This window comes from Serratia sp. BNK-12 (assembly GCF_047456085.1).
Lineage (GTDB): Bacteria > Pseudomonadota > Gammaproteobacteria > Enterobacterales > Enterobacteriaceae > Serratia > Serratia liquefaciens.
Genome location: NZ_CP179896.1, coordinates 1315091 through 1340789, shown reverse-complemented (window position 1 = coordinate 1340789; position 25699 = coordinate 1315091). Strand labels below are relative to the sequence as shown.

The following is a 25699-nucleotide window of genomic DNA, read 5'->3' as shown; positions in this document are numbered from 1 at the left end:
CATTACCTCAGAATCACGGCGGATACGACGGCTTATTTCGCACCGGAATTCACCGGCTGGCGCGCCTCGAACCAGCGCTGACGCAGCGTGTCGTACACCCAGTTATAGAGCATGGTGTACGGCAGGAAGAACAGGAAGAAACCGATCTCCAGCATAAAGGCCTGAACGAAAGAAATGCTCAGCATCCAGGCGGCAATCGGCACGCCGATCAGCACAAAACCGGCCTCAAAGCCCAGCGCGTGAAACACCCGCACTTTAAGGTTACGTGCCACACGGCTCACCGGCCACAGGCGGTCAAATACCGTGTTATAAACCATGTTCCAAACCATGGCGACGGTGGATAACATCACCGCCAACGCACCGATCTGCACCATCGAACGGTTGAGCAGCCAGGCGCCCAGCGGGGCGCAAATCATCACTGCGATAGCTTCAAAACCGACGGCGTGGACGATACGTTCAATGAAAGACTTGTTTTGCAGTTGCATACATCACCTGTTTTTTTACCTTATTAATTTATAGGGGCGCTGCAAGCCGCGCCCGTGTTACCAGGAGCGGATTTATTCGCCTCCTATGAAAACCAGGTGATTATCATCGAGTTTTTGAGTAGATTAAAGATAGATTCCATCTATAAAGTAGATACATCATGCGCTACTCCCCCGAAGCTTTGCTGGCCTTCGTTGAAGCCGCCGCCCTGGGCTCTTTTTCCGCCGCGGCCCGTAAGCTGCGTAAAAGCCAGTCAACCATCAGTACCGCCATCGCCAATCTTGAGGCCGATCTGGGTTTGATCCTGTTCGATCGCCAGGCACGCCAGCCGGTACTGACAGCCGCTGGGCGGAAAGTGCTGGGCCATGTACAGGAAATTCTTGCGGCCAGCGAACGGTTGGATGCCCTGAGCATTCGGCTGGCGGACAATATAGAGCCGCGCTTAAGCGTAGTGTTTTCCGATACCTATCAGCCGAAACACCATGACCGGCTGATGCAGCAGTTCGAGCAGCGTTATCAGGATATCGAACTGGAGTGGATGATCGCTGAAGAAGGTGACGTGATTGACCTGCTGCAAATCGGTCGCGCGCACCTGGGCATGGTTGAGGTGCAAAAACAGTATCCGCCAGACATCGCCTTTGCCCGGCTGCCGGAGCAAACCGAAATGGGGCTGTTCGTCGCACATTCGCACCCGATGGCGCAAACTGCCTCGCCCACGCCTGAACAACTGTCCAGCACGCGGCAACTTATCCTGAACACCTATACCGGTGCCGAAACCGCCCGCTCTGGCGGGCTGGTATGGTCAGCCCCCAGCTATCTGCTGTTGCTGGAAATGGCGGAACAAGGGTTTGGCTGGGCGGTACTGCCTCGCTGGCTGGTGCAGCAATACGGTCACAACAGGCTCACCGAGCTGCGTCCGCGCGGCTGGCCCAAGCTGATATCGGTGGATGCGGTTTGGTCTAAGCTGACCCCGCCGGGACCGGCGGGGTACTGGATGCTGGAGCGGCTTTTGGAAAGCTAACAGGTTCAGGCCGCCGCGTTACGTGACTGAAGGGCACTTGAGATCGTTTGCAGCAGTTCGGGAATGTCCATCTTCGGCAGCACCACTTCGACAAAGGCCAGCTGTGGGCTGTCGGCCACTTCGCTCAGCGCCTGGCGCAGCTGTTCCGGTTCGCTAACGCGTAACGCTTTCACTTGGCGTTCAGCACCTAACGCCTGCGGCAGTTGGGTCCAGTTCCAATGAGCGATGTCGTTATAACGCTGGTTCGGGCCGTGGATTGCCCGTTCAATGGTGTATCCGTCATTATTCAGCAGGAAGATCACCGGCTTCAGCCCATCGCGTAACATCGATCCCAATTCCTGCACCGTCAGCTGTGCTGAACCATCGCCGATCAGCAGCACCACTCGCCGCTCCGGCTCCGCCGTCTGTGCACCGAACGCCGCCGGCAGTGTGTAACCGATAGATCCCCACAGCGACTGGACGATGAAACGGCAGCCTTGTGGCAAGCTTAACGATGCCGCGCCAAAACAGGCAGATCCCTGCTCGGCGAGCAGGATATCGCCCGGCCGCAAAAAGCCCTGTATCTGTTGCCAGAAACCGTGCTGATCCAGACCGCTGCCGTTCGGATCCGGCAACGCTGAACGTTTAATCTCTGACCGTTGCCATTGGTTGGCCAGCGACAACGTTAACTGGTGTAACGCGATAACCGCGTCACGCATCGGGATTTGACTGAATACCTGCTGCCCCACACGCGCTTCAAAGGGCTGAAGATCAATACATTTCTCGGCAGGAAGGTGCTGACTGAATCCGGCGGTAATGGTATCGGTAAAACGTACGCCAACATTAATGATCACGTCGGCGTTCTCAATCAGCTGTTTTACCTGTGGCTCGCTAGCCGCACCGACGTAGGTCCCGGTGAAACAGGCATGAGTTTCGTCCAATACGCTCTTGCCAAGCAGCAAGGTTGAATGCGGCATATCCACCTCATTCATCCACTGCTCCAGCACCTTTTCAGCACCGAAGCGTTCGGCCAGGAAATCGGCCAACAGAGAAACCCGCCGTGCCGGTAACAGCAACTCCCGTGCGGCGGCGATAAAGCCCTGCAGTGATGCCGGTGAAAGATTGGCCTGTCGTAGCATTAATGGGGCAGGCTTTGACACCAGCGGCGCTTCAGCTACGTCGCTCGGCAGCAGCAGATAGACCGGACGACGCTCGAACAGCGCGGTAGTCAGCAGGCGATCTATTTCCCCTTCGGCGTTATCGGCGGTGAGGCTGGCCTGAGCCACGGTCACCTCTTTCGCCATGCGGGCGAAGTGACCAAAATCCCCGTCGCCCAGGGAGTGATGCAACAATTCACCAGCCCGTTGCGCACGCAGAGCCGGGGCGCCCACCACGTGGATCACCGGCAGGTATTCGGCATAGCTGCCGGCAATACCGTTGACTGCGCTCAGTTCACCTACGCCAAAAGTCGTCAACAAGGCAGCGGCTGGTTTACAGCGCGCGTAACCGTCAGCAGCATAGGCGGCATTAAGTTCATTGGCGCATCCTACCCAGGTGATTTGCGGGTGATCGATCACGTGATCAAGAAACTGCAGGTTATAGTCACCAGGCACGCCAAAGAAGTGCCGGATGCCGATCTGAGCTAAACGATCGAGTAGGTAATCAGCCACCGTATAGTTCTTATTCATGATCATCACCTGCCAAGGGTTAGGATTTTCAGTATTAAGTATCGAAGATGTTGTATAAATTTCGAACTTTATGTCTGAAAGGTAACTGGAAACCCTGCGTTACATCCCTGCCCCATTGGCTGGCATTGGGCCGCTCTGATAAGCCATGTTGATATACAGGCTGTTTAGCGTGATCGCAGCCTCTGACAAATGCGGTGAAAGCGCATACACTAAAATTCATTTCACCTCCGCTGAAAAGGGTTCGTATGCTCTACCAGGCTGATTCTTCACGTTATCAAAGAATGGAATACCGTCGCTGCGGCCGCAGCGGGCTAAAGCTCCCGGCCATTTCACTTGGCTTATGGCATAACTTTGGTGACGTCACGCTGTATGACAACGCTCGCAAGCTGATCCATTGCGCGTTTGATCTCGGCATTACCCATTTCGATCTGGCCAACAATTATGGCCCGCCGCCCGGCTCCGCCGAGGAAAACTTCGGTCGCATTCTCAAGGCGGATTTGAAGTCCTGGCGCGATGAACTGATCATCTCGTCAAAGGCCGGTTACACCATGTGGCCCGGGCCTTATGGGGATTGGGGATCGAAAAAGTACCTGGTCGCCAGCCTGAATCAAAGCCTGCAGCGTATGGGGCTGGAATACGTGGATATCTTCTATCACCATCGACCGGATCCGGATACGCCGCTGGAAGAAACCATGGCCGCCCTGGATTTGCTGGTACGACAGGGCAAGGCGCTTTACGTCGGGTTGTCCAACTACCCTGCCGATCGTGCGCGCCAGGCGTTCAGCATTCTGCAACAGCTCGGCACGCCCTGCGTGATCCATCAGCCGAAATACTCCATGTTCGAACGTTGGGTGGAGCCAGAATTGTTGGATACGCTGGAAGAACACGGTGTGGGTTCTATCGCCTTCTCACCGCTGGCCGGCGGCCTGTTGACCGATCGTTATCTGCAGGGCATTCCCCAGGATTCACGCGCTGCCAGCGGCAGCCAGTTCCTGCAACCCGATCAGCTCACCGAGGATAAACTGGGAAAAATTCGTCGACTTAATGCACTGGCGCAGCAGCGCGGACAGAAGCTATCGCAAATGGCGCTGGCCTGGGTATTGCGTGGCGATCGCGTCACTTCGGCACTGATTGGCGCCAGCAAGACCAGCCAAATTGAAGACGCCGTAGGCATGTTGGCTAACCGCACCTTTAGCGATGATGAAATTAAGCAGATCGAGCAAATATTAATGTAATCGCTTACAATTATCGCCGGTTTATCGCCGGCGATAACGCCTGCCGCGCCAGACAAATCTTAAATCACTCTCCCTGCCCCGTTTTTAAGAATGCCGCTAAGATTCAACCCTATCCACAAAGGCTAATATGCCGATATTGCAGGTAAAACTATAAGGCTGTTTTATAAACTGATGAACGCGCTTCATTAATTGTAAAACCGGCCAAGCCGCTACGGCGGAAAGGAGCATTCATGTTTAAACCTCTGTTATTGGCCGCTCTGTTGGTGGTGTCAACGCTGCCTGCCATCCAGCCAGCGCAGGCGGAAGGGCTGAGTATCGATCTGATGCCGGGCGTCTCATTACGTATCGGTGAGCAAGACAATCGCGGCCGTTACTGGGACGGTTATGACTGGCGCGACCGCGACTGGTGGCAGGGCCATCAGGGTCGGTACCTGGGTGAACGCAATCGTCGGGGCTACAACTGGGATGGTTATCGCTGGCGAGACAACAATTACTGGCGCAAGAATTATTACTATCATGAGGGGCGCTATCGTAAATACGATAAGCACTATTATAAGCACCATGAGAAGCATCACGGGAAAGGCCGACGTCACGACGATCGCGATCATCGCCACCATGACCACGATGATTGACGGCCAAAGGCCGTCAGCCCGCCTAATACCCCTCATTTAACAGAGCGAGAAACCCGGGGCGCCCGGGTTTCCGCTGATATTGAGCTTTAGTGAACCGCATTAGACTCAATCTCGGCCTTTCATTTGGTGTCCGCTCAGAGAAGGCTGCTGACCAGCAGGTAGCCGTTCAGCCCAACCACCACCAGCACGATCACTTTCCCTATCGCCTGTATGCTGCGGCTGTTGACCATCTCCCCCATCAGCTCGCGGTTGCCGGTGAACGACAACAGCGGCACCAGCGCCAGCGCAATACCGAAACTCAGCAGCACCTGGCTCAGTACCAGAATACGCGTAGCGTCCATGCCCATCATAATGACGATAAACGACGGCAGCATGGTGACCACCCGGCGCACCCACAGCGGAATATAAAAGTGTACAAATCCCTGCATCACAACCTGCCCTGCCAGCGTCCCCACCACGGTGGAAGATAATCCGGCAGCGACCAGACTCAGTCCGAAGATGGTCGCTGCCGCCTGACCCAATAGCGGTTGCAGCGTCAGATAAGCCTGATCGAGATCGGCAATGCCGCTGTGGCCGTTAAAATGGAAGGCCGCAGCGGCGGTAGCCATCATCGCCAGGTTAACAAAACCGGCTATGGTCATGGCAATGGCGACGTCAAACTTGGTGGCCGCGTAGCGATCGGCTTTTGAATGCTCACCGCCGGTCTGGGTTAATGACGAATGCAGATAAATCACGTGCGGCATGATGGTGGCGCCGAGCACCCCGGCAGCCAAAAATACCGCGTCGCCGTTCGGCAGGTCCGGTATCGCCATGCCTTTCAACAAAGGCTCCAACTGCGGTTGTGAAAATACCAATTCCACCATATAAGCTGCGGCAACAAACAGCAGCAAACCGCCGATCACCATTTCCAGCGGTTTCTGCCCGCGTTTTTGCAGCATCAGGATAAGGAACGTGGCGATACCGGTCAGGATCGCCCCTTCCAACAGCGTAACGCCCAGCAGCAGTTTGAAGCCAATCGCTGCACCAATAAACTCGGCCAAATCTGTGGCCATGGCAATGATTTCCGCCTGAACCCAATAGGCCCAAACCGCCGGACGCGGGAAACGATCGCGAATGTGCTCTGCCAGATTTTTACCGGTGGCAATACCGAGTTTTGCGGACAACAGCTGGATCAACATCGCCATGACGTTGGCCCACACCACCACCCACAACAGGGTGTAGCCAAAGGAAGCGCCTGCCTGGATGTTGGTAGCAAAATTACCGGGATCGATATAGCCGATAGCCGCTATGAATGCGGGGCCCATCAAGGAAAGTTTGATCTTCCTGGCAGGGCGACTGGTGGTTTCAACCACATCACTGTTCAGCATGTTCTGAACCCTTACTTCTATTAAGCCTGTGGTTATCTTATGTAAATGATAATAATTATCAAGTGCATTTAGAGCGGTAATGCTTATCTCTGCAATAGAAAATAACCACGGGTTTAACGAAGGGTTTGGCGGGTAAGTGAACATTTACCGCACTGAACGAAGTTCTATCCTGGGAAAAATCCTTTGGATGATCCATTTAGCGCAAGAATATGAATTTCATATGGATTGATTAACCTATTGATTTTTTATGCTTTACCGTACAAGTTTAAGATGTTTCCCCCTATGATTTTCCATATTTGCAATAGAGCTCTCGTTTTTAAACGTGGCGTTACATAAAATGACATCCGAAATTCAGCCTGCCTCAAGTTTGGAGCAAACATGTCCCATATTGCGCACTTTGCGTTGGCGTTAGTGGTCGTCGCGATCCTGGCACTTTTAGTGTGTCGCGATCGTAAAAGCATCCGCATTCGCTATGTTATTCAACTGTTGGTTATTGAAGTACTGCTGGCCTATTTTTTCCTGCATTCGGAAGCGGGTTTAGGCTTTGTAAAAGGATTTGCCGCGCTGTTTGACAAGCTGCTCGGGTTTGCTGGGCAAGGGACTGATTTTGTATTCGGCGGTATGGGCGACAAAGGTCTGGCCTTCTTCTTCCTGAAGGTACTGTGCCCAATCGTCTTTATCTCTGCGCTGATCGGTATTCTGCAATACATTAAAGTACTGCCGTTTATCATCCGCATTATTGGTACCGTGCTGTCAAAAGTAAACGGTATGGGCAAGCTGGAGTCCTTCAACGCCGTCAGCTCGCTGATCCTGGGCCAGTCTGAAAACTTCATCGCCTATAAAGATATTCTGGGCAAGATGTCAGAAAAGCGCATGTACACCATGGCGGCAACCGCGATGTCCACGGTTTCCATGTCCATCGTCGGCGCTTACATGACCATGCTGGACGCCAAGTTTGTGGTGGCGGCGCTGGTACTGAACATGTTCAGCACCTTTATCGTGCTGTCATTGGTCAACCCTTATGACACCAGTAAAGAAGAAGAGCTGCATCTGGGCAACCTGCACGAAGGCCAGAGCTTCTTCGAAATGCTGGGCGAATACATCCTGGCGGGTTTCAAAGTCGCGATTATCGTTGCTGCGATGCTGATCGGCTTTATTGCCCTGATCGCCGCGCTCAACGGCCTGTTCAGCGCCATCTTCGGCCTGAGCTTCCAGGAAATCCTGGGCTACTTCTTCTATCCATTCGCCTGGATTATGGGTATTCCTAAGCACGAAGCGTTGCAGGTTGGCAGCATCATGGCGACCAAGCTGGTTTCCAACGAATTCGTGGCGATGATGGAGCTGCAGAAGGTTTCTGCTGAACTCTCTCCGCGCAGCCTGGGTATCCTGTCGGTGTTCCTGGTTTCCTTCGCCAACTTCTCTTCCATCGGCATCGTAGCCGGTGCGATTAAAGGGCTGAACGAGCACCAGGGCAACGTGGTTTCCCGCTTTGGTCTGAAGCTGGTTTACGGTTCTACGCTGGTCAGCATCCTGTCTGCGTCGATCGCAGGCCTGGTTCTGGGCTAAGCTTAAAAGCCAGTCATGCAAAGGTCGCTTCGGCGGCCTTTTTTATTACCTGCGATTCTTCTGTAACTGCTGGCATAACAGGAGGCGTTACGGTGATTCAATATGGGAAAAGACAGAAAGCAAAAAGCCGACCCTAAGGTCGGCTTTTTAAATGGTGGTGGAGCTAGACGGGATCGAACCGTCGACCTCTTGCATGCCATGCAAGCGCTCTCCCAGCTGAGCTATAGCCCCACAAAAGTGGTACGCTTTAACCGGCGTTACGGTATTCCCCAACCCTTCTGAGATAAAGGTTGGTGGAGCTAGACGGGATCGAACCGTCGACCTCTTGCATGCCATGCAAGCGCTCTCCCAGCTGAGCTATAGCCCCAATCCACAATCACGAAATCCTGTGAACGGGGCGCATAATATGAAACCCCTGAAAAACTGTCAACGGCTAAATTGAATTAGTCGATCAAGCGCTGAAAAAGCCGCCAAATCAGCGCTTTTCACGCTAAAAAATCGCCATGACGGACAAAAATCAGCCATCGTCGCCTGACCTCACAAAAAACAAAAAACCTTATCCATTGTGTTGATTTTTAATTAACGGAATGTTAGCGAAATACCCTTGAGTCATCTCGCCCACAGGCATAGACTTCCCCGCGTCTTAAATCCCACAACAATAAACCGAGTCAGTTATGTCGTTGCATTCACCAAAAGAAATCGCTGCGTTAGCCATTCAGGCCGGCGTAAACAAAAGCCGGGCGTCGCTCGCCAACCTGCTCATTCTGGGCTTTCTCGCCGGTGCCTTTATCGCGACCGGCTTCCTGTTAGATATCCACGTGATCGGCACCCTGCCGGCCGAATGGGGCTCCTTCGGCGCATTGCTGGGCGCTGCCGTCTTCCCGATAGGGCTTATCCTGACGATTCTGGCCGGCGGCGAGCTGCTGACCGGTAATATGATGACCCTGCCGATAGCCTGGTTTGCTCGCCAAATTTCGCTGCTTGCTGTCGTGCGCAACTGGTTCTGGGTCACCCTGGCCAACTTCGTCGGTAGCCTGGCCGTCGCCTATTTCTTTGGCCACCTGCTAGGCTTGACCGAGGGCGCCTTCCTGCACAAAACCCTGTCCATCGCACAAGCCAAGGTAGATGCCGACTTCCTGCACGCCTTTATATCCGGCGTAGGCTGCAATTGGTTGGTGTGCCTGGCGGTGTGGCTGGCCTTTGCCAGCAAGGATGTGCCGGGCAAAGTGATTGGCATGTGGTTCCCGGTGATGGCGTTTGTCGCCATCGGCTTCCAGCACGTGGTGGCGAACATGTTTATTATCCCGGCGGCCATTTTTGCCGGTGGTTTAAGTTGGAGCCAATACCTGCCCAACTTCACGGCCGTGTTTCTCGGTAACGCACTGGGCGGCGCCGGTTTCGTCGGCCTGATGTACTTCCTCGCCTACCGCCCCACCGTGCCGGCCGCTGAACAGGCCTGATAGACAGCGACAAAAAAAGCCCCGGGATTGCTCCACGGGGCTTTTTCATTATGGGCTCAGAAACTATCAGGCCTGAGCTTCACGCCCAGCGATATAAGCCAATGCCAGATCGATACGCTGTAAAGAACGTGCCTGCCCGATGGCATGCACGGTCACATCCATGCCTGGTGACTGACCGGCACCGGTGACCGCTACGCGCAGCGGCATACCTACCTTGCCCATACCGACGCCCAGCTCATCAGCCGTGCCCTGAATGGCGTCATGCACGTTTTCCGGCGTCCAGGCGGTAATGGCCGCCAATTTGGCGCGTACCGCTTCCAGCGGCTGACGTGCAACCGGGCGCAGGTGTTTTTTCGCAGCGTCAGCGTCGAACTCGCTGAAGTCTTCGTAGAAGTAACGGCAAGACTCGGCCATTTCCTTCAACGTTTTGCAGCGCTCACCCAGCAGCTTAACGATATCTTTCAGCTCTGGACCGTTGCGGGTTTCAATGCCCAGTTGCTCCACGTGCCACGCCAGATACACGGCAACTTCTTCGGCCGGCATATGGTTAATGTAATGATGGTTCAGCCACTGCAGCTTTTCGGTATTGAAGGCGCTGGCGGATTTGTTGATCGCTTCCAGCGTGAAGAACTCTTTCATCTCATCAATAGAGAAGATTTCCTGATCGCCATGTGACCAACCCAGACGCACCAAATAGTTCAGCAACGCCTGCGGCAGATAGCCGTCATCGCGATACTGCATCACGCCCACGGCACCGTGACGTTTAGACAGCTTTTTACCGTCGTCACCGAGGATCATCGAAACGTGGGCGTATTCCGGTACCGGTGCGCCCAGCGCTTTCAGGATGTTGATCTGGCGCGGGGTGTTGTTGATGTGGTCTTCACCGCGGATCACGTGGGTGATTTCCATATCCCAGTCGTCGATCACCACGCAGAAGTTATAGGTCGGCGCACCGTCGGTACGACGAATGATCAGATCATCCAGTTCCTGGTTGCTGAATTCGATCGGACCACGGATCTTGTCATCGAAGATTACCGAGCCTTCCTGTGGGTTACGGAAACGCACCACGTGCGGCTCGTCGTCGGTGTGGCTGCATTGGCTGTCGCGGCAGTGGCCGTCGTAACGCGGTTTTTCACCGTTTTCCATCTGCTTTTCACGCAGCGCTTCCAGACGTTCCTTCGAGCAATAGCATTTATAAGCAGTTCCCTGCACCAGCATGTCGTCAATCACCGCGTTATAACGGTCAAAACGCTTGGTCTGGAAGTACGGGCCTTCGTCCCAATCCAGGTTTAACCAGTTCATGCCATCCATAATTGCGTCGATAGCATCCTGGGTTGAGCGTTCCAAATCGGTATCTTCGATACGCAGAACGAACTCACCGCCCGCATGGCGAGTGAATAGCCAGGAGTAAAGCGCAGTACGGGCGCCACCGACGTGAAGATAGCCGGTTGGGCTCGGTGCAAAACGGGTTTTGATTTTCATTGGGTTCACTGCCTTATTACGCAACGCATGTCAGCGGTTGCCGACGATTGCTCGGAATTTAAAAAAGTGGCCGACATTGTATCACCACGCGCTAATTCCTCAACGCTGACACGATATTGCTGCATCAGCTTTCATCATCTCTGCGGCGCTTTTCGCATAACAATGTGCAAAGAATCAGCATTGCTGGCGATAAATATCGCATCCTGTTTAAATTTGCGGCGAACGATTGAAATCATTTTAAAAACCGTTGACTCACTTTCAACTATCCCTATAATGCGACTCCAACAAGACGGGGCGATTAGCTCAGTTGGTAGAGCATCTCCTTTACACGGAGGGGGTCGGCGGTTCGAGCCCGTCATCGCCCACCATCTTGTTGAGCAGTAAAGCAGTAAGAAATGAGAAGAATGAGGGTGATTAGCTCAGTTGGTAGAGCATCTCCTTTACACGGAGGGGGTCGGCGGTTCGAGCCCGTCATCACCCACCACTCATTCTCTTGTTTAGCAGTACCTGGAAGTCCTGAAGTGGGTGATTAGCTCAGTTGGTAGAGCATCTCCTTTACACGGAGGGGGTCGGCGGTTCGAGCCCGTCATCACCCACCACTTCTGCGGGTCGTTAGCTCAGTTGGTAGAGCAGTTGACTTTTAATCAATTGGTCGCAGGTTCGAATCCTGCACGACCCACCAATACAGAAAAAAGCGCCTTTTGGCGCTTTTTTCGCATCTGCGCCCTGATAATCTCTATAAGCCTCACCACGTCCGCCCTGCCCCTGAAAATAATAATGCCCCTGCGCCGCCAATAGAAAAGGCGCTGCAAGCAGCGCCCTTGGGCTATCCTGGCGTTGTCGAGCGGATTATCAGGCCGCCAGCGTCGCCCCGCCGTCAATCACGATATCCTGCATGGTGATATGGCTGGCGCGGTCGGAAGCCAGGAACAAAATGGCATCGGCGATTTCCTGCGGCTGGGCAATTTTACCCAGCGGAATACCCAGCTTGAACTGTTCCGGGAAACCGTTGATGGTGTTCTGTTCCCCCGTTTCGTCCTGCCACATGCCGCGCTGCATCGGGGTATTGGTCGAGCCGGGCGAAACCAGATTGCAACGTACGCCATAAGGCGCCATTTCCAACCCCACGGTTTGGCACAGGCTACGCAACGCCGCTTTGGAAGCGCAATAGGCCGCCATGCCAACACGCGGCACATGCGCCGCATTGGATGCCACGCTGACAATAGCGCCACGTCTCTGGCGACGGAATACCGGCAGGGCATGGCGGAACATATTGAATGCACCACCGGCATTAACCGCCAGGCAGGCCAACCAGTCTGCGGTGCTGGTTTCGTCCGCCAGCCCCATGCGCAGAATACCGGCGCCGTTGACCAACACGTCCAACTCACCCTGCTCCACCAGCAAACGCCCGCACAGGGCATCTACCGCATCGCTGTCGGCGATATCCAGCACTTCGGTGCGAAACGCGTATTCCGGTTCGCCAAAATGCTTATCGAAACCAATTACCTCGGCACCGGCCCGCACAAACGCCAATGCGGTCTCCAGGCCAATCCCGGCGCCCGCGCCGGTAACCCAGACTCGTTTGCCGGCAAAATCGCCCTGTTGACTCATCAGGCTTTCCCCTCTGACAACAGCGCCCACCAACCATCAATGGTCGGGTTCTTGGCCAGGGCGATAAAATCGATATCGCCGCGGATCTTACGCCAGCGTGCCGCCAACTCCATGATCCGCACTGAATCCAGACCGTAGTCGATCAGGTTCTCGTCGTCACCCATGTCTTCGCTGTCTTCGTCGAGGAAAGGCATGATTTGCTGACGCAACGCCGCTTTGCTGGTGATCCCTGGCAGCAGCTCGGCGGTGGTAACCACGCGGCCACAGCGGCCGGCCGTGTAACGCAGCGCCATCAGGTGCTCTTCGCGGGAGAAGTCGGCCAGACCATCAGCAACCATAAACGGCTGAATGTTACGCATAAAGGCATCGATCGCCGTGGTCATGCAGCCGATATGGGCGTAAACACCACAGATGATCAGCTGATCGCGGCCTGACTCCTGCAGAATTTCCTGCAGCGGTGAACGGTGGAAGGCGCTGTAACGCCATTTCACCAGCACAGTGTCGTCTTCTTCCGGCGCCAGCGCGGCGACCACCGCCTGTTGCTCCGGGTGCTTGTTCAATCCAGGCCCCCACATATCATTGAGCAACGCCCGATCTTCATCGCTCTGCTGATTAGGCTGCGCGGTGTAAAACACCGGGATGCCCTGAGATTTGCAGTAGCGGCGCAGGTTGGCGATGTTCTCCACTACCTGTTTGATCAACGGGCTGTCTTCACCCCAGAAATTCAGAAAATACTGCTGCATGTCGTGGATCAACAGTGCAGCGCGCTGCGGTTCCACCGTCCAGCTCACTTTGTTGGTCGGCAGTTCAGCCTGAGTCGGCAACGCGTAATCATTAAGTTTTGGAATGGCCATGACTTATTCTCCCTGGACCTGAGTCAGTTGTTGCGCCTCCAGGCGTTGGCGCAACAGTTTTTTATCCACTTTGCCAACCGGGGTGAGCGGCAGCGTCTCAACCTGTATAAAGCGGTCGGGTAATTTGAATTCGGCCACGCCCTCGGCGCGTAAATGGCGACGCAAAACGACCGGTTTCAATGGGCTGGTGGCGATAATGTAGGCGCAGCTTTTTTCGCCCATCAACTCGTCCGGCATCGAAACCAACGCCGCATTGATCACTTCCGGGTGACGCAGCAGCAGGTTTTCGATCTCCTCGGCGGCAATCTTCTCACCACCGCGGTTGATTTGGTCTTTCTGACGCCCTTCAACCTTCACGTAGCCGTCTTCAGTCAGGCTAATCAAGTCGCCGGAGCAGTAGAAACCGTCTTTATCGAAGGCGGCGGCATTATGGTCCGGGCTTTGGTAATAACCGCGGAAGGTGTAGGGGCCACGGGTCATCAGACGCCCGGTCTCGCCGACAGGCAGCGGATTACCGTCGTCATCGGCCACCCATAGCTCGTCATCCGGCGACATCGGGCAGCCCTGAGTAGTCAAAATATGTTGGTCGTCATCATCCAGCCGGGTGTAGTTCACCAGGCCTTCCGCCATGCCGAACACCTGCTGCAGCTGACAGCCGATTTCGGTCGGAATGCGCGCGGCCAGGGTTTCCCCCAGCTTGGCACCGCCCACCTGCAACAGCTTCAGGCTGGCCAACTGCTGGCAACCGCCCCATTCCTCAATGGCCTGCAGCCACAGCGTTACCGCCGGTGGCACCAGCGCCGTCACGTTAATCTGGTGCTGTTCTATTAAGCGGAAGCATTGCCCGGCATCCGGATCGCTGGCGAACACCACCAGCCCACCACCGTAAAACACGCCCAACACGCCAGGCGAGCTCATCGGATAGTTGTGTGCTACCGGCAGTGCGCACAGATAACGGGTTTCGTCATCAAAATGACAAATCTCCACGCTGCGGCGAATGCTGTAGTAGTAGTCGTTGTGGGTACGTGGGATCAGCTTCGGCGTGCCGGTACTGCCACCGGAGAGTTGGAAGAACGCTACCTGATCGGCCGCGGTTGGCGCAGCCACGAAATCGCCGCAATCCTCTTCCAGCCAGCTCACCAGCGACTGCTCACCCTGTTCCTCACTGCGCAAAGCGACCAGGCGCAATGAAGGATGTTCAGCGCGAAACGTCATCAGGAATTCGTCGTTACCGAACAGGCCATGCTGACGATCGGCAATCAGCAACGCCGGTTTGATCTGCGCCGCATAGGCGTTCAGCTCATTGCGTTGGTGGCTAAACAGCGCATTTACCGGCACCACGCCAATTTTCAACAGCGCAAAGAAAGTCACGTAGAACTCGACCACGTTACCCAACTGCACCAGCGCGGTATCACCGCTGTGTATGCCCCGACGCAGCAAGGCCGCAGCCAGCCGATCGGAGAGTTGATTAAGCTGGCGATAGCTCAGGCTGCGTTGCGGGTCGATCAGCGCGATGGCGTCATTTTTAGCCTGGCGGGTGATGATGTCGGTCAATGGCCGGTCGGTCCAATATCCCCGTTCGCGATAGCGACGGGCTAATGCCTCAGGCCAGGGAGTAAAAGCAATGCTCATGGAAATGTCTATCCTTGGTTCAGGCCAAACGCCCGCGAAATGGTACTGAGTTTGGTGCCGGTTTCGTGCCATTCAGATTCCGGCGAAGAGTCTTGCACAATGCCGGCTCCGGCAAAGAGTCGCACCTGGTTGCCCTGCACCGTGCCACAGCGGATGGTCACTACCCACTCCCCGTTGCCTTCGGCATCACACCAGCCGACGATGCCGCCAAACAGGCCGCGATCAAAAGGCTCCAGTTGCTTGATCACCTGATGCGCCAGCGCCGTTGGCGTACCGCACAGCGCCGGTGTCGGATGCAGCAGGCAGGCCAACGACAACGCGTTTTCCGCCCGGCTGGCGGCCTCACCGTCGATTGGTGTAGACAAGTGCCACAGCGTGGTGGTGCTCAATAATTCAGGCGAGGTGGGGATATTCAAATAACTGCAGCGATCGGCCAGCACCTGCCGCATACCTTCGGTAACAAACTGGTGCTCGTAGAGATCTTTCTCGGAAACCAACAGCTGTTGGCTGACTTCACGATCCCGCTGCGGGTCGGCGTCACGACGGGCGGAGCCTGCCAGCGGGTTGGAATAAAATTGTGCGCCGGATTTACGCAGCAGCAGTTCAGGGCTGGCGCCCAGCAATGCTCCCTGTTCCAACGGCACATGGAAATGGAAGCCATGCGGGTTTTGCGCGATGATACGCGCCATCAATGCCTGACTGTCTACCGGTTCGCGTGTTTCAATCTCCAGCAGGCGTGACAGCACCACTTTATCCAGTTGGTCACCACGGGTTGCTTCCACCGCATCTGCCACCATCTGCATGAAAGGCTGTTGTGCCGGCACTTCATTTTGGCTGATAATTTCCGGCAGGGCTTCCTGTGGTGAGGTTACGCCAGCCAAAAAGGCATCGCGCTCAAACCACTGGGTGTGCTGGGGAATAAAAAGCGCAGAGGGTTGATGAGTATCGAACGGGATCGCGCCGCACAGGACCGGGTTTTTCACCCCCGCCAGTTTGGCTTCGGCAAAAGCATGCCGTACCGCCTGCTGGAACTCGCCGTTAAGCTGATCCCCGCCCTGGGCCGGCAGCGTGATTTTGGCGAAGCAGCCCTGGGTGCTCAGGCTACGGAAAGGAGAGGTAAAGAAAAAGCCGGAGGTCGGCGACACGCCTGCTACGGACGACTCGCTCTCCTTGCTGTGCGGCTTCTTCTGCCCGGTACCCTTTACTGTCACGCTCATCGGTTCTCCCTTTCGTATCATGAACAATAACCTGTATAATAATGATTATCATTTGTATTGAATCGCGTTAAATTACCCTCGTGAATATGCTATGTCAATAAATGTAAACAGTTCTTCTATTCATTATCGTGCTATAAAACCAGCAGTTTTAATTATATAAATGATAAGTATTACTATTTAAATTCTAAGGAATGCTTTATGAAGAAGAACCTGTTCTTCGGCTTCGCACTGTTTGGCATGTTAGCCATGGGTGCAGCCCATGCCACAGAGGCCGGTTGGCCGCGTAAAATCGAAACTTCACACGGCGTAGTGACCCTGCAGCAGCCCCCTACCCGCATCGTTTCCACCAGCGTAACCGTCACCGGCACCCTGCTGGCGATTGATGCGCCAGTGATCGCCAGCGGCGCCACCACGCCCGGCAGCCGTCTGGCGGACTCACAAGGTTTCTTCCACCAATGGAGCGCTATCGCAACGCAGCGCGGCGTAAAGCGCCTGTACATTGGTGAACCCAACGCAGAAGCCATTGCCGGTGAAGCGCCCGACCTGATCATCATCTCCGCTACCGGTGCCGACTCCGCCGTACGCCTGTACGATCAGCTGTCCGCCATTGCCCCGGTGCTGGTGGTCAATTACGACGACAAAAGCTGGCAGGCGCTGGCGATAGAGCTGGGCCAGGCCACCGGGCACGAAGCCGATGCGCAAAAAATCGTTGATGATTTCGATAGCCGGGAAAAGTCACTCAAACAACGTATGACGCTGCCGGAACAACCGACCTCCGCTCTGGTCTTCAGCGCCGACGGCAAGTCAGCCAACCTGTGGACCGCCGAATCTTCCCAGGGGCAAATGCTCAAGCAGCTGGGTTTCACCCTGGCGGTTCCGTCTGACAAGCTGAACAACAGCCGCAGCATGGGTATGCGAAAGGACATCATTCAGCTCGCCGGGGAAAACCTGGCGGAAGGGCTGAACGGCCAGACGCTGATGCTGTTTGCCAACAACGAAAGCGATGCGCAGCGGCTGATGGCCAATCCTTTCCTCGCTCACCTGCCGGCGGTGCAGCATAAGCGGGTTTATGCGCTGGGCAATGACACCTTCCGACTGGACTACTACAGCGCCAGCAACCTGCTGACGCTGTTGGAAAAACAGTTTATTTCTCAGTAGATCCCGCGGCGGGCTGGAGATCGCTTTCCTGCCCGCCAAGGCTCACCTGACGCAGACCTTTCATCGCGAACGCCAGCACCACACCCAGTACCGCCACGCCAAAACCGAAGCTGGTTGAAGTCATGGCCGGCAACATAAACGCCCCCATCGCCCCCAGCAGCAGGGCACCCAATGCGTCCCCCACCACATTTTGCGCCGTCCACAGGCCATTAATGCGCCCCAGGAAAGCATCCGGCGTCAGGTTCTGAATCAGCCCGTACTGCAGTAATGAGTTCAATGCGCTCAGGTAGCCAAACACCACCAGGAAGAACAGTGCCAGACCGTACCAGGGCATCAGGCCGAACAGGCCGATAGCGACAAACGCGCCAATCGCCGTCATCAGCATCATCCAGCCCGGCCGCGCCACGTGCGCCACCCGGCCACTGGTAAAGGCGCCAATTGCCGCGCCCAGCGGCACGGCGGAATACATAAAGCCCAGCTGCGCCGCACTGACCTGCCACATGCCGGACATCGCCGGGTACAGCACTCGCACCGCGCTGGCCATGGTCAGCAACGCGCCGATCAGCGCCACCATGCCAATCACCCGGTTACGAAACAGGAAGCCAAATCCCCCGGCCAGTGCGCGCAGCGGATGCTCACGCGGCTGAGGGGGTGGCAACAGCTGTGGCAGCTGCAATAAAGGGATCAACGTCAGCAAGGTGCCGAAGGCCGCCAAAGCGTAGTTCCAGGTCACGCCGGCGTTGGCAATCACCAACCCGCCGATCGCCGGGGAAAGAATGGAGCCGAAACGCACCGTCAGCATGCTGATGGCACCGGCCTGAACGATATTTTCACGCCCAACCAGCGCAGGCGTCGCCGCCAGCAACGCCGTCACGCCTACCGCCCCGAAGAACCCGTCCCAAACCGCCAGCAGATAAATCAGCGTTAATGACGGCGCAGGTAAAGCGGCATTTAAACAAAGACCGATAAACCCAATACCACAGGTGGAACGAGCGAAGAGGATCAGACGGCGGCGCTCGTAGCGGTCAGCCAGTACGCCCCCCATCAGCAAACCGGCAAACATGCCGCTGCCGGCCAGCGTCACGGACAACCCGACCAGCAGCGTCGACCCGGTCAGGGCCTGGATCTGCACCGGGATGGCAATGGCCATCAGCCCGAGCGCCAGAATGGAAATAAAACGCGCGCAGAACACAGCGCGAAAGGCGCTATTGGTCTTAAGCAGGCCAAAATCAAGCAAAATAGAGGGCTTACTCATTAGCTTTCTCACCACAACTAAAGAAAAGGGGCAGCGTCTGTGCTGCAATAGCGAAGGGACTCATGGTACCATAGATGAAAACAATCAATAATGATAATAAATATCATTCATATTCAATCAAATAATGGATTGTTATGTTACGGATTACACGCAATTGCACACCGTCCATTCCGCTGTCCAGGGACCGTCTTGCGGGTGGCACTCCCCGCTCATTTCGTCGCAAGCTGCTTGGCTTGCTGATTGCCGTTTGCGCCCTGTTGGTCGTCATGCTGCTCAGCCTGTCGCTCGGTGCCAAATCTATCCCCTTCGACACGGTTATCCAGGCGCTCAACGGCCAATGTAGCGGCGCCGACTGCACCATCATTACCAACGCCAGGCTGCCGCGCACGCTGATCGGCGTGCTGGCGGGTATCGCCCTTGGCCTGTCCGGCGTGCTGATGCAAACCCTCACCCGCAATCCGCTGGCCGACCCTGGCATTCTCGGCGTTAACGCCGGCGCGGGGTTTGCCGTGGTATTGGGCATCACTTTCTTTGGTGCCGCTCACGTCGGCGAATATCTGTGGTTCGCCTTTGCCGGCGCGATGTTTGCCGCCCTGCTGGTGGCGCTGATCGGCGCATTGGGTGGCAGCAGCCTGAACCCGGTTCGCCTGACGCTGGCCGGCGTCGCGCTGGCGGCGGTGCTGGAAGGCATGACCTCCGGCATTTCCCTGTTGAACCCGCTGGTGTTCGATCAGCTGCGTTTTTGGCAGGCCGGTTCGCTGGATATTCAAAATATGCAGGTGGTGCGCACCGTTGCCCTGCCGATCCTGCTGGGCACAGCAATCACGCTGTGGATGAGCAAATCGCTGAACAGCCTGAGTATGGGCAATGAGTTAGCCACCGCGCTGGGCACCGGCATCGTCCGCACCCAGTTGCTGGGGTTGCTGGCGATCACATTGCTGTGCGGTGGCGCCACCGCCGCCGTTGGTCCGATAGCCTTTGTCGGACTGATGATGCCGCACATTGCCCGGCGACTGGCCGGCTCCGAGTTGCACTGGATGCTGCCGTGGACCTTGGTATTGACCCCTATCCTGCTGCTGAGCGCCGATCTGATCGGCCGCTTCCTGGTCGCCGGTGAACTGCGCGTTTCCATCGTCACCGCGCTTATTGGCGCACCGCTGCTGATCATGCTGGTGCGCCAACGCCATATGTTCAGGAGGCAGCGCTAATGTCGATGTCCGCAGCCCGCCTGATGGCCAACCACAAAATGCGCGCCTTGTCGCGCCCGGCGCTAACCGCGCTGCTGCTGTTGCTTGCCGCTCTGGCACTGGCGATTTATGCCTTGGGTTCCGGCGCTCTGTCGCTCAGCGCTCTGCAGGTGATCGACGCCTTACGCGGTGAAGGCCCGGCCAACCTGGCGGTGATCGTTACCCAGTGGCGTTTGCCTCGCGTGATAATGGCGCTGTTGTTGGGTGCCGCGCTTGGTATCAGCGGCGCCATCTTCCAATCGCTGCTGCGTAACCCGCTCGGCAGCCCGGACGTCATCGGTTTTAATACCGGCGCTTACAGCGGCGTACTGGTGGCAATAGTGCTGTTTAACGGCGGCATTCTCGGCATCACCTCCGGGGCACTGGCCGGTGGCTTGCTGACCGCCGCGCTGATTTATCTGCTGGCATGGCGCAACGGCGTCGAGTCATTCCGTTTGATTATCGTCGGTATTGCCGTTCGCGCCCTGCTGGTGGCCGGCAATACCTGGCTGATCATCAGCGCTTCGCTGGAGTCCGCCATGACCGCCGGACTGTGGAGCGCCGGTTCACTCAACGGCGTGACCTGGGCGAAAAGTTTGCCGGTGCTGGCGGTGATTGCGCTGTGCTGCCTGCTGCTGTTGATGCTGGCCCGCCGCATGCGGCTGCTGGAGATGGGCGATGACACCGCCTGCGCACTCGGTGTGCCGGTGGAGCGCTCACGCGTGCTGCTGTTATTGGTCGGCGTTACCCTGACCGCCGCCGCCACCGCCGTCGCCGGGCCGATCTCCTTTATTGCGCTGGTGGCCCCACAGATTGCGCGACGCCTGTGCGCCAACCGCAGCGTCCTGTTGCTGACAGCCCTGACTGGTGCCCTGTTGCTGCTGCTCGCCGATGTCGCGGCGCAACGCCTGTTTATGCCTTATCAGTTGCCGGTCGGGGTATTGACCGTCAGCCTGGGCGGCATTTATCTGATTTGGCTATTAATCCGTGAGTCACGAAAAAAATGAATGCTGAACTCTTACAGCCCGCGCCGTTACGCGCCGAAAACCTGACGCTCGGCTATGACAAAAAAATCGTCGCGCGCGACCTTTCCGTTTCTATTCCGCACGGTGAACTGACGGTCATTATCGGGCCGAATGCCTGCGGTAAATCGACCTTGCTGCGCACTCTTAGCCGCCTGATGCAGCCGCAGGCCGGTGCCATCTGGCTCAACGGCAAACACATTAGCGACTATGCCACCAAAGAGGTGGCTCGCCAGTTGGGGCTGTTGCCACAAAGCTCGACCGCGCCAGGTGACATTACCGTGTTTGATCTGGTGGCACGCGGTCGCTATCCGCATCAGCGCCTGTTCAGCCGCTGGCGTGAAGAAGACCAGCAGGCGGTCGAACAGGCCATGCGCTCCACCGGCGTGTTTGAACTGGCTGAACAGCCGGTTGATACGCTTTCCGGCGGACAGCGTCAGCGGGTCTGGATCGCTATGGTATTGGCGCAGCAAACGCCGTTGCTGCTGTTGGATGAGCCGACCACCTGGCTGGATATCAGCCATCAGATCGACTTGCTGGAACTGATGCGCCAGTTAAACCGTGAAAATGGCCATACGCTGGTGGTGGTGCTGCACGATCTCAACCATGCCTGCCGTTACGCCACGCATCTGATTGCCATGCGCGACGGTAAAGTGGTCGCAGAGGGTGCACCGAAGGATATTGTGACGCCGGAATTGATCGAAAAGGTCTACGGTCTGCGCTGCATGATCATTGACGATCCCGTCTCGCACACGCCATTGGTGGTACCGCTGGGTAAGTAATCGAGATTGTAGGGGCCCAGCATGCTGGGCCCGCGTTAATCGGGACGAATGTATTCGTCCCCTACCATCACTGGGTATTATAAAGCGCGAAGTATGCGGTTCAACAACGGTCCTAATACCTTGAACGACGTTGGTGAAACGATATCCACGTGCGCACAGTCCAGTTCATGAACCTGTAGCGCGTCCACATATTGCGACCAGGTCTGCTGAACATCCATCCCCTCCTGCAACGTCTGGCGCGCAACAAACAGCGTCGCTTGTCCTTTGAAGTTCGCCGTATGGGTGGCTGAAAGCAGACGAACCGAATCGGCATAGTTGGCTTCGATATTATCGAACATGGCTACGCGAGTTTCGCCCAATGCCGGATCCAGCGCATCTTCAGACACCGCCAGGAACTGCTGTCGTTCGCGCTGAACTTCTTTCAACACGTTGTCATCCAACATCACGTCCCAGTTTTGCGTTTCCGGCGGATAGGTATCCAGCAGCCCAAGGAAAGCCACTTCTTCGCCCCTTGCCTGTAAGCGCGCGGCAATGCCTTGTGCCAGAGTACCGCCCAGCGAGTAACCGATAAAGTGATACGGGCCGTGCGGTTGCACTTGCAACACCGTCTCCAGATGCGCGTCGCATACCTGGTCCATATTTTCGCTCAGCGCCAACGGGCCATCCGGCCGTGGTGACTGAATGCCCACCAGCGACCAGTGCTGATCGATATAGCGCGGCAACACGCTGAACTGCCATGAGAAGCCGGACGCCGGATGCAGGCAGAACAGCGTTGGTCCTTCGGTGGTGCGCAGTGGCAGAACGCGGTCAAAACCGGTTTTGTCAGCTTCTTCCTGGGTGCGTTCTTCGGCCAACAGCTGCGCCAGCTGTTCCACGCGGGAAGCCACCATCACCTGCCCTACCGACACCGCCTTGCCCAGCTCACGCCGCAGCTCCGCCGCCAAACGCATCGCCAACAGCGAGTGCCCGCCGAGGGCAAAGAAGTCATCGTCGGCAAACACGGTTTCACGTTGCAGCAGGCGAGCGAACACCGCAGCAATCGCCGTCTCCAGCCCCGCTTGCGGCTCACGCCCTGCAGCGCGGGCTGCGCCCTGCGGTTGCGGCAACGCTTTACGATCCAGCTTGCCATTGGCGCTCAGCGGCAGAGTATCCATCTCGACCAGCGCCACCGGCACCATATGCGGCGGCAGGCGATCGGCCAACGCTGCGCGGAGTGCGTCCAGATCAAGGCGCACGCCGGGCTGCGCCACCAGATAGCCCACCAGCTGGCGGGCATCGCCACCGCCAGGATCGGTTGGCGTATTTTCCAGCACCAGCGCGTGAGTCACCGCCTGTTTAATCCCCGGCAGCGACAGCAAAGCATGATCGATTTCACTCAACTCAATACGTTGCCCACGTATTTTTAACTGATCGTCACTGCGGCCAAGGTATTCCACCTCGCCTCCCGGCAGCCAACGGGCGACGTCACCCGTGCGATACATCCGCCCGCCATCGCCGTCAGGATCGGCCACAAAGCGGCTGGCGGTCAGTTCCGGTCGTCCCAGATAGCCGTGCGCCAGTTGCACACCGGTAAGGTACAAATCACCGGCGACGCCCGGCGGCACTGGCCGCAGGCGCGTATCGAGGATGCGTAAACCGGTGTTCCAAACCGGTAAACCAATCGGCACATTGGCGCCAGTGACGGCAGCCAAGGCTTCGCCCCAGGCCGGATGCCAACTGACGTCCACCGCCGCTTCGGTCGGCCCGTACAGGTTATGCAACGGCACCGCAGTGCGGCTTTGCCACAGGCGGCACAGTTCCGCCGGCAAGGCTTCACCACTGCAAAATACCTGGCGTAACGGCGCACAACACGCCACCGCCTGCGGGCTATCCAACGCGCTGACGAAGGCCGCCAGCATCGAAGGGACAAAGTGCATGGTGGTGACACGATGTTGATCAATCAGCTGGAGCAACTGTTCCGGATCGCGATGCGCTTCAGGCGGGGCCATCACTAACTGGGCCCCCACTATCAGCGGCCAGAAGAATTCCCATACCGAAACGTCAAAACTGCAAGGCGTTTTCTGCAGCACCACATCGCCTGCCGCCATAGGATACTGATGTTGCATCCACAGCAACCGGTTGACGATCGCCTGATGCCCCACCAACACGCCTTTCGGTCGCCCGGTCGAGCCGGAGGTAAAGATAATGTAGGCCGGGTGATGCGGCGTCGGTCCATTGAGCGTGACGTTGACTGCGCTGTCTATCGGCAACGGCGCGTCATACAGCAAGATCTCACCCTTGCCGGCAAAACGTGCCTGCTGGGTCGGTTCGGTGATAATCAGGCGCGGCGCAGCGTCCTCCAGCATCATGCCAAGACGCTCGTCAGGATAACCGGTATCCAGCGGCAAATAGGCCGCCCCGGCTTCGACGATGGCCATTAACGCCAGAGACAAAAAGACCGAGCGCGGTAAGGCGACGGCGACGATATCACCCGGTTGTACACCCTGCTCCGTCAACTGACGCGCCAGCGCGGCAACCTGTTCACGAGTTTCGCGATAGGTAAATTGGTACTGCGCATCGGCCAGCGCCGGGGCGTCAGGGGTTTTCTGCGCCTGCTCCGCCAGCAGCCCGCTGAGGGTTTGCGCCTTCACCGGATGTGCCGTGTCATTAACCCGGGCCAACAGTTGGCGGTCTTGCTCGGTGAGCAAATCGGCATCGCCAATCGGCATCTGAGGCTGTGCGGCAAACTGACGCAACAACAGAGGCAGGCGTTGCAGATGCGCCGCCAGCTCATCACGCTGATAACGTTCGGCATTAGCCAACAGATCGACCTTCAGCGTACCGGCCTCGTCGAGGTACAACGCAATCTCCAGATCACGGACCGGCCCGGAGGCCAGCTCATGGGTGATGCCTTCGATACCGCCGAAGTCCAACTGGAAATCGAACATCTTAAAGTTGAATACCGTGCCGTACAGCGGTTGGGCATCGCCAATTCGCCCCAGATCGCGCTGCACCTGCTCCGCCTCGTAGCGCTGATGGCGGCGAACGGTTTTTAACTCACGACCAATATTACCGGCGACCTCGCTCAGCGTAGCCTGAGGGTCGAGGTGCATTTCGATCGGCAAGACGTTAATCACCGGTCCGTTGGCACAGAGCGCGGCCGAACCGGTACGGCGCATAAAGATAAAACCGGCGCTGAAGCTGGCATGTCCGCTCAGGCGTGAAACCCACAACGCAACCAACGCCAGTGCCATATCTGCCACGCTGAACTGCTGCTGACCGGCGTTCACCAACTGCGTGAAATCTTGTCGGTCGCACAGCTGTGACAAGCGGTGAATACGGGTGGTTGGCGTCTGCCCGGCCAACGGTTGCGGGCAAAGGGTGGCAGGCGTCGGCAATTGCTGTGCCTTGTTCAACCAGAAGGCAGCGTCGCGCTGAGAGGTGGACGATTGCGCATAACGCTGATATTCCTCGACCACTTCGCTGAATGCGCTGAAGGGCGTCGGATCCGGCCGTTCATTGTGCAACGTCCGGGTGTAAATATGGGCGATTCTGCGGGCAATGGCGGTAAAACTGAAGCCATCTACCAGAATATGATGATAACGCTGATACCAAAACCAGCGCTGTTCCGACAGGCGGATCAGCATATGACGATATAACGCATTGCCGCTACCGATGCGCAAATCACCGGACATATCCAACTGCATGAGGGCACGCGCTGCTGCAGCGGCATCGGGAGATTCGCTGAGATCGAAGTATTCTACCGGCAGGATCGCCAGCTCGGGGTCATGCCACTGCATCGGCACCCCGTCACGCTCTTCAAAGCGGAACTGCAGGGTATCTACTTCCGACAGCCCCTGCTCAATCGCACGCAACAGGCACGCCTGATCCAGCGGGCCATTCAGCTCAATATAGTGGGAAACCGCATAGGCGTTGGCATGCGGCGAAATCTGATCGGCAACCCAGATCCCGGGTTGCGCGGCGACCAACGGCAGTTCAGTGGCGAACGGCCGTTCGGTCGGTAATAAATTCCGGTCTGACAAGGTACTG

General features: G+C 56.8%; 19 protein-coding genes and 6 tRNA genes. 13 read left to right on the top strand and 12 right to left on the bottom strand.

Going from position 1 to position 25699, the window contains the following annotated elements; all coding sequences use genetic code 11:
• Positions 1-32: 32 nt before the first annotated feature.
• Positions 33-485 carry a multidrug/biocide efflux PACE transporter gene (locus ACMGG1_RS06035; RefSeq protein WP_020827953.1) on the bottom strand — a complete coding sequence of 151 codons (453 nt, stop codon included), beginning with the start codon at positions 483-485 and terminating at the stop codon, positions 33-35.
• Positions 486-643: 158 nt separating this feature from the next.
• Between ACMGG1_RS06035 and ACMGG1_RS06030 the strand changes: the two genes are divergently transcribed.
• The gene (locus ACMGG1_RS06030; protein WP_020827954.1) at positions 644-1504 is read left to right on the top strand and encodes a LysR family transcriptional regulator; all 861 of its coding nucleotides are present in this window, start codon (positions 644-646) and stop codon (positions 1502-1504) included.
• Between the two features lie 5 nt (positions 1505-1509).
• On the opposite strand, the gene ACMGG1_RS06025 is transcribed toward ACMGG1_RS06030, so the two are convergent.
• Positions 1510-3171 carry an alpha-keto acid decarboxylase family protein gene (locus ACMGG1_RS06025; protein WP_115058374.1) on the bottom strand — a complete coding sequence of 554 codons (1662 nt, stop codon included), beginning with the start codon at positions 3169-3171 and terminating at the stop codon, positions 1510-1512.
• A 245-nt stretch (positions 3172-3416) separates the two neighbouring features.
• On the opposite strand from ACMGG1_RS06025, the gene mgrA reads away from it, so the two are divergent.
• A complete protein-coding gene (mgrA, locus tag ACMGG1_RS06020) occupies positions 3417-4406 on the top strand; it encodes an L-glyceraldehyde 3-phosphate reductase (protein WP_128864636.1) in 990 nt (329 codons plus the stop codon).
• A gap of 230 nt (positions 4407-4636) precedes the next feature.
• The gene (locus ACMGG1_RS06015) at positions 4637-5038 is read left to right on the top strand and encodes a DUF2502 domain-containing protein (RefSeq protein WP_020827957.1); all 402 of its coding nucleotides are present in this window, start codon (positions 4637-4639) and stop codon (positions 5036-5038) included.
• Positions 5039-5172: 134 nt separating this feature from the next.
• Here the strand turns inward: ACMGG1_RS06015 and ACMGG1_RS06010 are convergent, their stop codons facing one another.
• Entirely contained in the window at positions 5173-6405 is a 1233-nt protein-coding gene (locus tag ACMGG1_RS06010; RefSeq protein WP_020827958.1) for an Nramp family divalent metal transporter, read from the bottom strand.
• A 378-nt stretch (positions 6406-6783) separates the two neighbouring features.
• Here ACMGG1_RS06010 and ACMGG1_RS06005 point away from each other — a divergent pair, with 378 nt between their 5' ends.
• Complete coding sequence (locus ACMGG1_RS06005) at positions 6784-7971, top strand: NupC/NupG family nucleoside CNT transporter (RefSeq protein WP_020827959.1); 1188 nt, start codon at positions 6784-6786, stop codon at positions 7969-7971.
• A 155-nt stretch (positions 7972-8126) separates the two neighbouring features.
• Here ACMGG1_RS06005 and ACMGG1_RS06000 read toward each other — a convergent pair.
• Both ACMGG1_RS06000 and ACMGG1_RS05995 read right to left on the bottom strand, forming a co-directional pair.
• Positions 8127-8202 (bottom strand) — tRNA-Ala (locus ACMGG1_RS06000).
• Between the two features lie 60 nt (positions 8203-8262).
• Positions 8263-8338, bottom strand: a tRNA-Ala gene (locus ACMGG1_RS05995).
• 307 nt (positions 8339-8645) lie between these two features.
• Between ACMGG1_RS05995 and ACMGG1_RS05990 the strand changes: the two genes are divergently transcribed.
• The gene (locus ACMGG1_RS05990; protein WP_217331684.1) at positions 8646-9431 is read left to right on the top strand and encodes a formate/nitrite transporter family protein; all 786 of its coding nucleotides are present in this window, start codon (positions 8646-8648) and stop codon (positions 9429-9431) included.
• A gap of 66 nt (positions 9432-9497) precedes the next feature.
• Here ACMGG1_RS05990 and gltX read toward each other — a convergent pair whose 3' ends face one another.
• Positions 9498-10913, bottom strand: a complete 1416-nt coding sequence (gltX, locus tag ACMGG1_RS05985; protein WP_020827961.1) for a glutamate--tRNA ligase — start codon at positions 10911-10913, stop codon at positions 9498-9500.
• A gap of 292 nt (positions 10914-11205) precedes the next feature.
• Between gltX and ACMGG1_RS05980 the strand changes: the two genes are divergently transcribed.
• The 4 genes from ACMGG1_RS05980 (at position 11206) to ACMGG1_RS05965 (ending at position 11595) form a co-directional block, all read left to right on the top strand.
• A tRNA-Val gene (locus ACMGG1_RS05980) sits at positions 11206-11281 on the top strand.
• A 40-nt stretch (positions 11282-11321) separates the two neighbouring features.
• Positions 11322-11397 (top strand) — tRNA-Val (locus tag ACMGG1_RS05975).
• A gap of 39 nt (positions 11398-11436) precedes the next feature.
• Positions 11437-11512 (top strand) — tRNA-Val (locus ACMGG1_RS05970).
• 7 nt (positions 11513-11519) lie between these two features.
• Positions 11520-11595, top strand: a tRNA-Lys gene (locus tag ACMGG1_RS05965).
• Between the two features lie 170 nt (positions 11596-11765).
• Here ACMGG1_RS05965 and dhbA read toward each other — a convergent pair.
• Genes dhbA through ACMGG1_RS05945 form a run of 4 tightly spaced genes read right to left on the bottom strand, consistent with a single transcriptional unit; the run spans position 11766 to position 16227 of the window.
• Entirely contained in the window at positions 11766-12524 is a 759-nt protein-coding gene (dhbA, locus tag ACMGG1_RS05960) for a 2,3-dihydro-2,3-dihydroxybenzoate dehydrogenase (protein ID WP_046373002.1), read from the bottom strand.
• Positions 12524-13378 (bottom strand): isochorismatase, encoded by an 855-nt coding sequence (locus tag ACMGG1_RS05955; RefSeq protein ID WP_020827963.1) that lies wholly within the window; start codon positions 13376-13378, stop codon positions 12524-12526. Before ACMGG1_RS05955 ends, dhbA begins: the two co-directional genes overlap by 1 nt.
• 3 nt (positions 13379-13381) lie before the next feature.
• The gene (locus ACMGG1_RS05950) at positions 13382-15010 is read right to left on the bottom strand and encodes a (2,3-dihydroxybenzoyl)adenylate synthase (protein WP_414161218.1); all 1629 of its coding nucleotides are present in this window, start codon (positions 15008-15010) and stop codon (positions 13382-13384) included.
• A gap of 8 nt (positions 15011-15018) precedes the next feature.
• Positions 15019-16227, bottom strand: coding sequence for an isochorismate synthase (locus ACMGG1_RS05945; protein ID WP_116690030.1), 1209 nt, complete (start codon positions 16225-16227; stop codon positions 15019-15021).
• A 198-nt stretch (positions 16228-16425) separates the two neighbouring features.
• Here ACMGG1_RS05945 and fepB point away from each other — a divergent pair, with 198 nt between their 5' ends.
• Positions 16426-17385: a Fe2+-enterobactin ABC transporter substrate-binding protein gene (fepB, locus tag ACMGG1_RS05940; RefSeq protein WP_048760950.1), complete on the top strand. Its 960-nt coding sequence runs from the start codon at positions 16426-16428 to the stop codon at positions 17383-17385.
• Here fepB and entS read toward each other — a convergent pair.
• Complete coding sequence (gene entS / locus ACMGG1_RS05935) at positions 17372-18640, bottom strand: enterobactin transporter EntS (RefSeq protein WP_020827967.1); 1269 nt, start codon at positions 18638-18640, stop codon at positions 17372-17374. The genes fepB and entS overlap by 14 nt on opposite strands.
• Before the next feature lie 134 nt (positions 18641-18774).
• Between entS and fepD the strand changes: the two genes are divergently transcribed.
• From fepD to ACMGG1_RS05920, 3 genes are read left to right on the top strand one after another with little or no spacing between them, the layout of a single operon-like run.
• The gene (gene fepD / locus ACMGG1_RS05930; RefSeq protein WP_122079950.1) at positions 18775-19848 is read left to right on the top strand and encodes a Fe(3+)-siderophore ABC transporter permease; all 1074 of its coding nucleotides are present in this window, start codon (positions 18775-18777) and stop codon (positions 19846-19848) included.
• Positions 19848-20873: an iron-enterobactin ABC transporter permease gene (gene fepG / locus ACMGG1_RS05925; RefSeq protein ID WP_020827969.1), complete on the top strand. Its 1026-nt coding sequence runs from the start codon at positions 19848-19850 to the stop codon at positions 20871-20873. The genes fepD and fepG overlap by 1 nt, the downstream gene beginning before the upstream one ends.
• Positions 20870-21670, top strand: coding sequence for an ATP-binding cassette domain-containing protein (locus ACMGG1_RS05920; protein ID WP_020827970.1), 801 nt, complete (start codon positions 20870-20872; stop codon positions 21668-21670). The genes fepG and ACMGG1_RS05920 overlap by 4 nt, the downstream gene beginning before the upstream one ends.
• 77 nt (positions 21671-21747) lie before the next feature.
• Here ACMGG1_RS05920 and ACMGG1_RS05915 read toward each other — a convergent pair whose 3' ends face one another.
• Complete coding sequence (locus tag ACMGG1_RS05915) at positions 21748-25692, bottom strand: enterobactin synthase subunit F (protein WP_414161217.1); 3945 nt, start codon at positions 25690-25692, stop codon at positions 21748-21750.
• Positions 25693-25699 lie beyond the last annotated feature (7 nt).

Bases quoted from the DNA above. Each gene is read 5' to 3' on its own strand.
- ACMGG1_RS06035 (WP_020827953.1), bottom strand. From the start codon at position 485: ATGCAACTGCAAAACAAGTCTTTCATTGAACGTATCGTCCACGCCGTC.
- ACMGG1_RS06030 (WP_020827954.1), top strand. From the start codon at position 644: ATGCGCTACTCCCCCGAAGCTTTGCTGGCCTTCGTTGAAGCCGCCGCC.
- ACMGG1_RS06025 (WP_115058374.1), bottom strand. From the start codon at position 3,171: ATGAATAAGAACTATACGGTGGCTGATTACCTACTCGATCGTTTAGCT.
- mgrA (WP_128864636.1), top strand. From the start codon at position 3,417: ATGCTCTACCAGGCTGATTCTTCACGTTATCAAAGAATGGAATACCGT.
- ACMGG1_RS06015 (WP_020827957.1), top strand. From the start codon at position 4,637: ATGTTTAAACCTCTGTTATTGGCCGCTCTGTTGGTGGTGTCAACGCTG.
- ACMGG1_RS06010 (WP_020827958.1), bottom strand. From the start codon at position 6,405: ATGCTGAACAGTGATGTGGTTGAAACCACCAGTCGCCCTGCCAGGAAG.
- ACMGG1_RS06005 (WP_020827959.1), top strand. From the start codon at position 6,784: ATGTCCCATATTGCGCACTTTGCGTTGGCGTTAGTGGTCGTCGCGATC.
- ACMGG1_RS05990 (WP_217331684.1), top strand. From the start codon at position 8,646: ATGTCGTTGCATTCACCAAAAGAAATCGCTGCGTTAGCCATTCAGGCC.
- gltX (WP_020827961.1), bottom strand. From the start codon at position 10,913: ATGAAAATCAAAACCCGTTTTGCACCGAGCCCAACCGGCTATCTTCAC.
- dhbA (WP_046373002.1), bottom strand. From the start codon at position 12,524: ATGAGTCAACAGGGCGATTTTGCCGGCAAACGAGTCTGGGTTACCGGC.
- ACMGG1_RS05955 (WP_020827963.1), bottom strand. From the start codon at position 13,378: ATGGCCATTCCAAAACTTAATGATTACGCGTTGCCGACTCAGGCTGAA.
- ACMGG1_RS05950 (WP_414161218.1), bottom strand. From the start codon at position 15,010: ATGAGCATTGCTTTTACTCCCTGGCCTGAGGCATTAGCCCGTCGCTAT.
- ACMGG1_RS05945 (WP_116690030.1), bottom strand. From the start codon at position 16,227: ATGAGCGTGACAGTAAAGGGTACCGGGCAGAAGAAGCCGCACAGCAAG.
- fepB (WP_048760950.1), top strand. From the start codon at position 16,426: ATGAAGAAGAACCTGTTCTTCGGCTTCGCACTGTTTGGCATGTTAGCC.
- entS (WP_020827967.1), bottom strand. From the start codon at position 18,640: ATGAGTAAGCCCTCTATTTTGCTTGATTTTGGCCTGCTTAAGACCAAT.
- fepD (WP_122079950.1), top strand. From the start codon at position 18,775: ATGTTACGGATTACACGCAATTGCACACCGTCCATTCCGCTGTCCAGG.
- fepG (WP_020827969.1), top strand. From the start codon at position 19,848: ATGTCGATGTCCGCAGCCCGCCTGATGGCCAACCACAAAATGCGCGCC.
- ACMGG1_RS05920 (WP_020827970.1), top strand. From the start codon at position 20,870: ATGAATGCTGAACTCTTACAGCCCGCGCCGTTACGCGCCGAAAACCTG.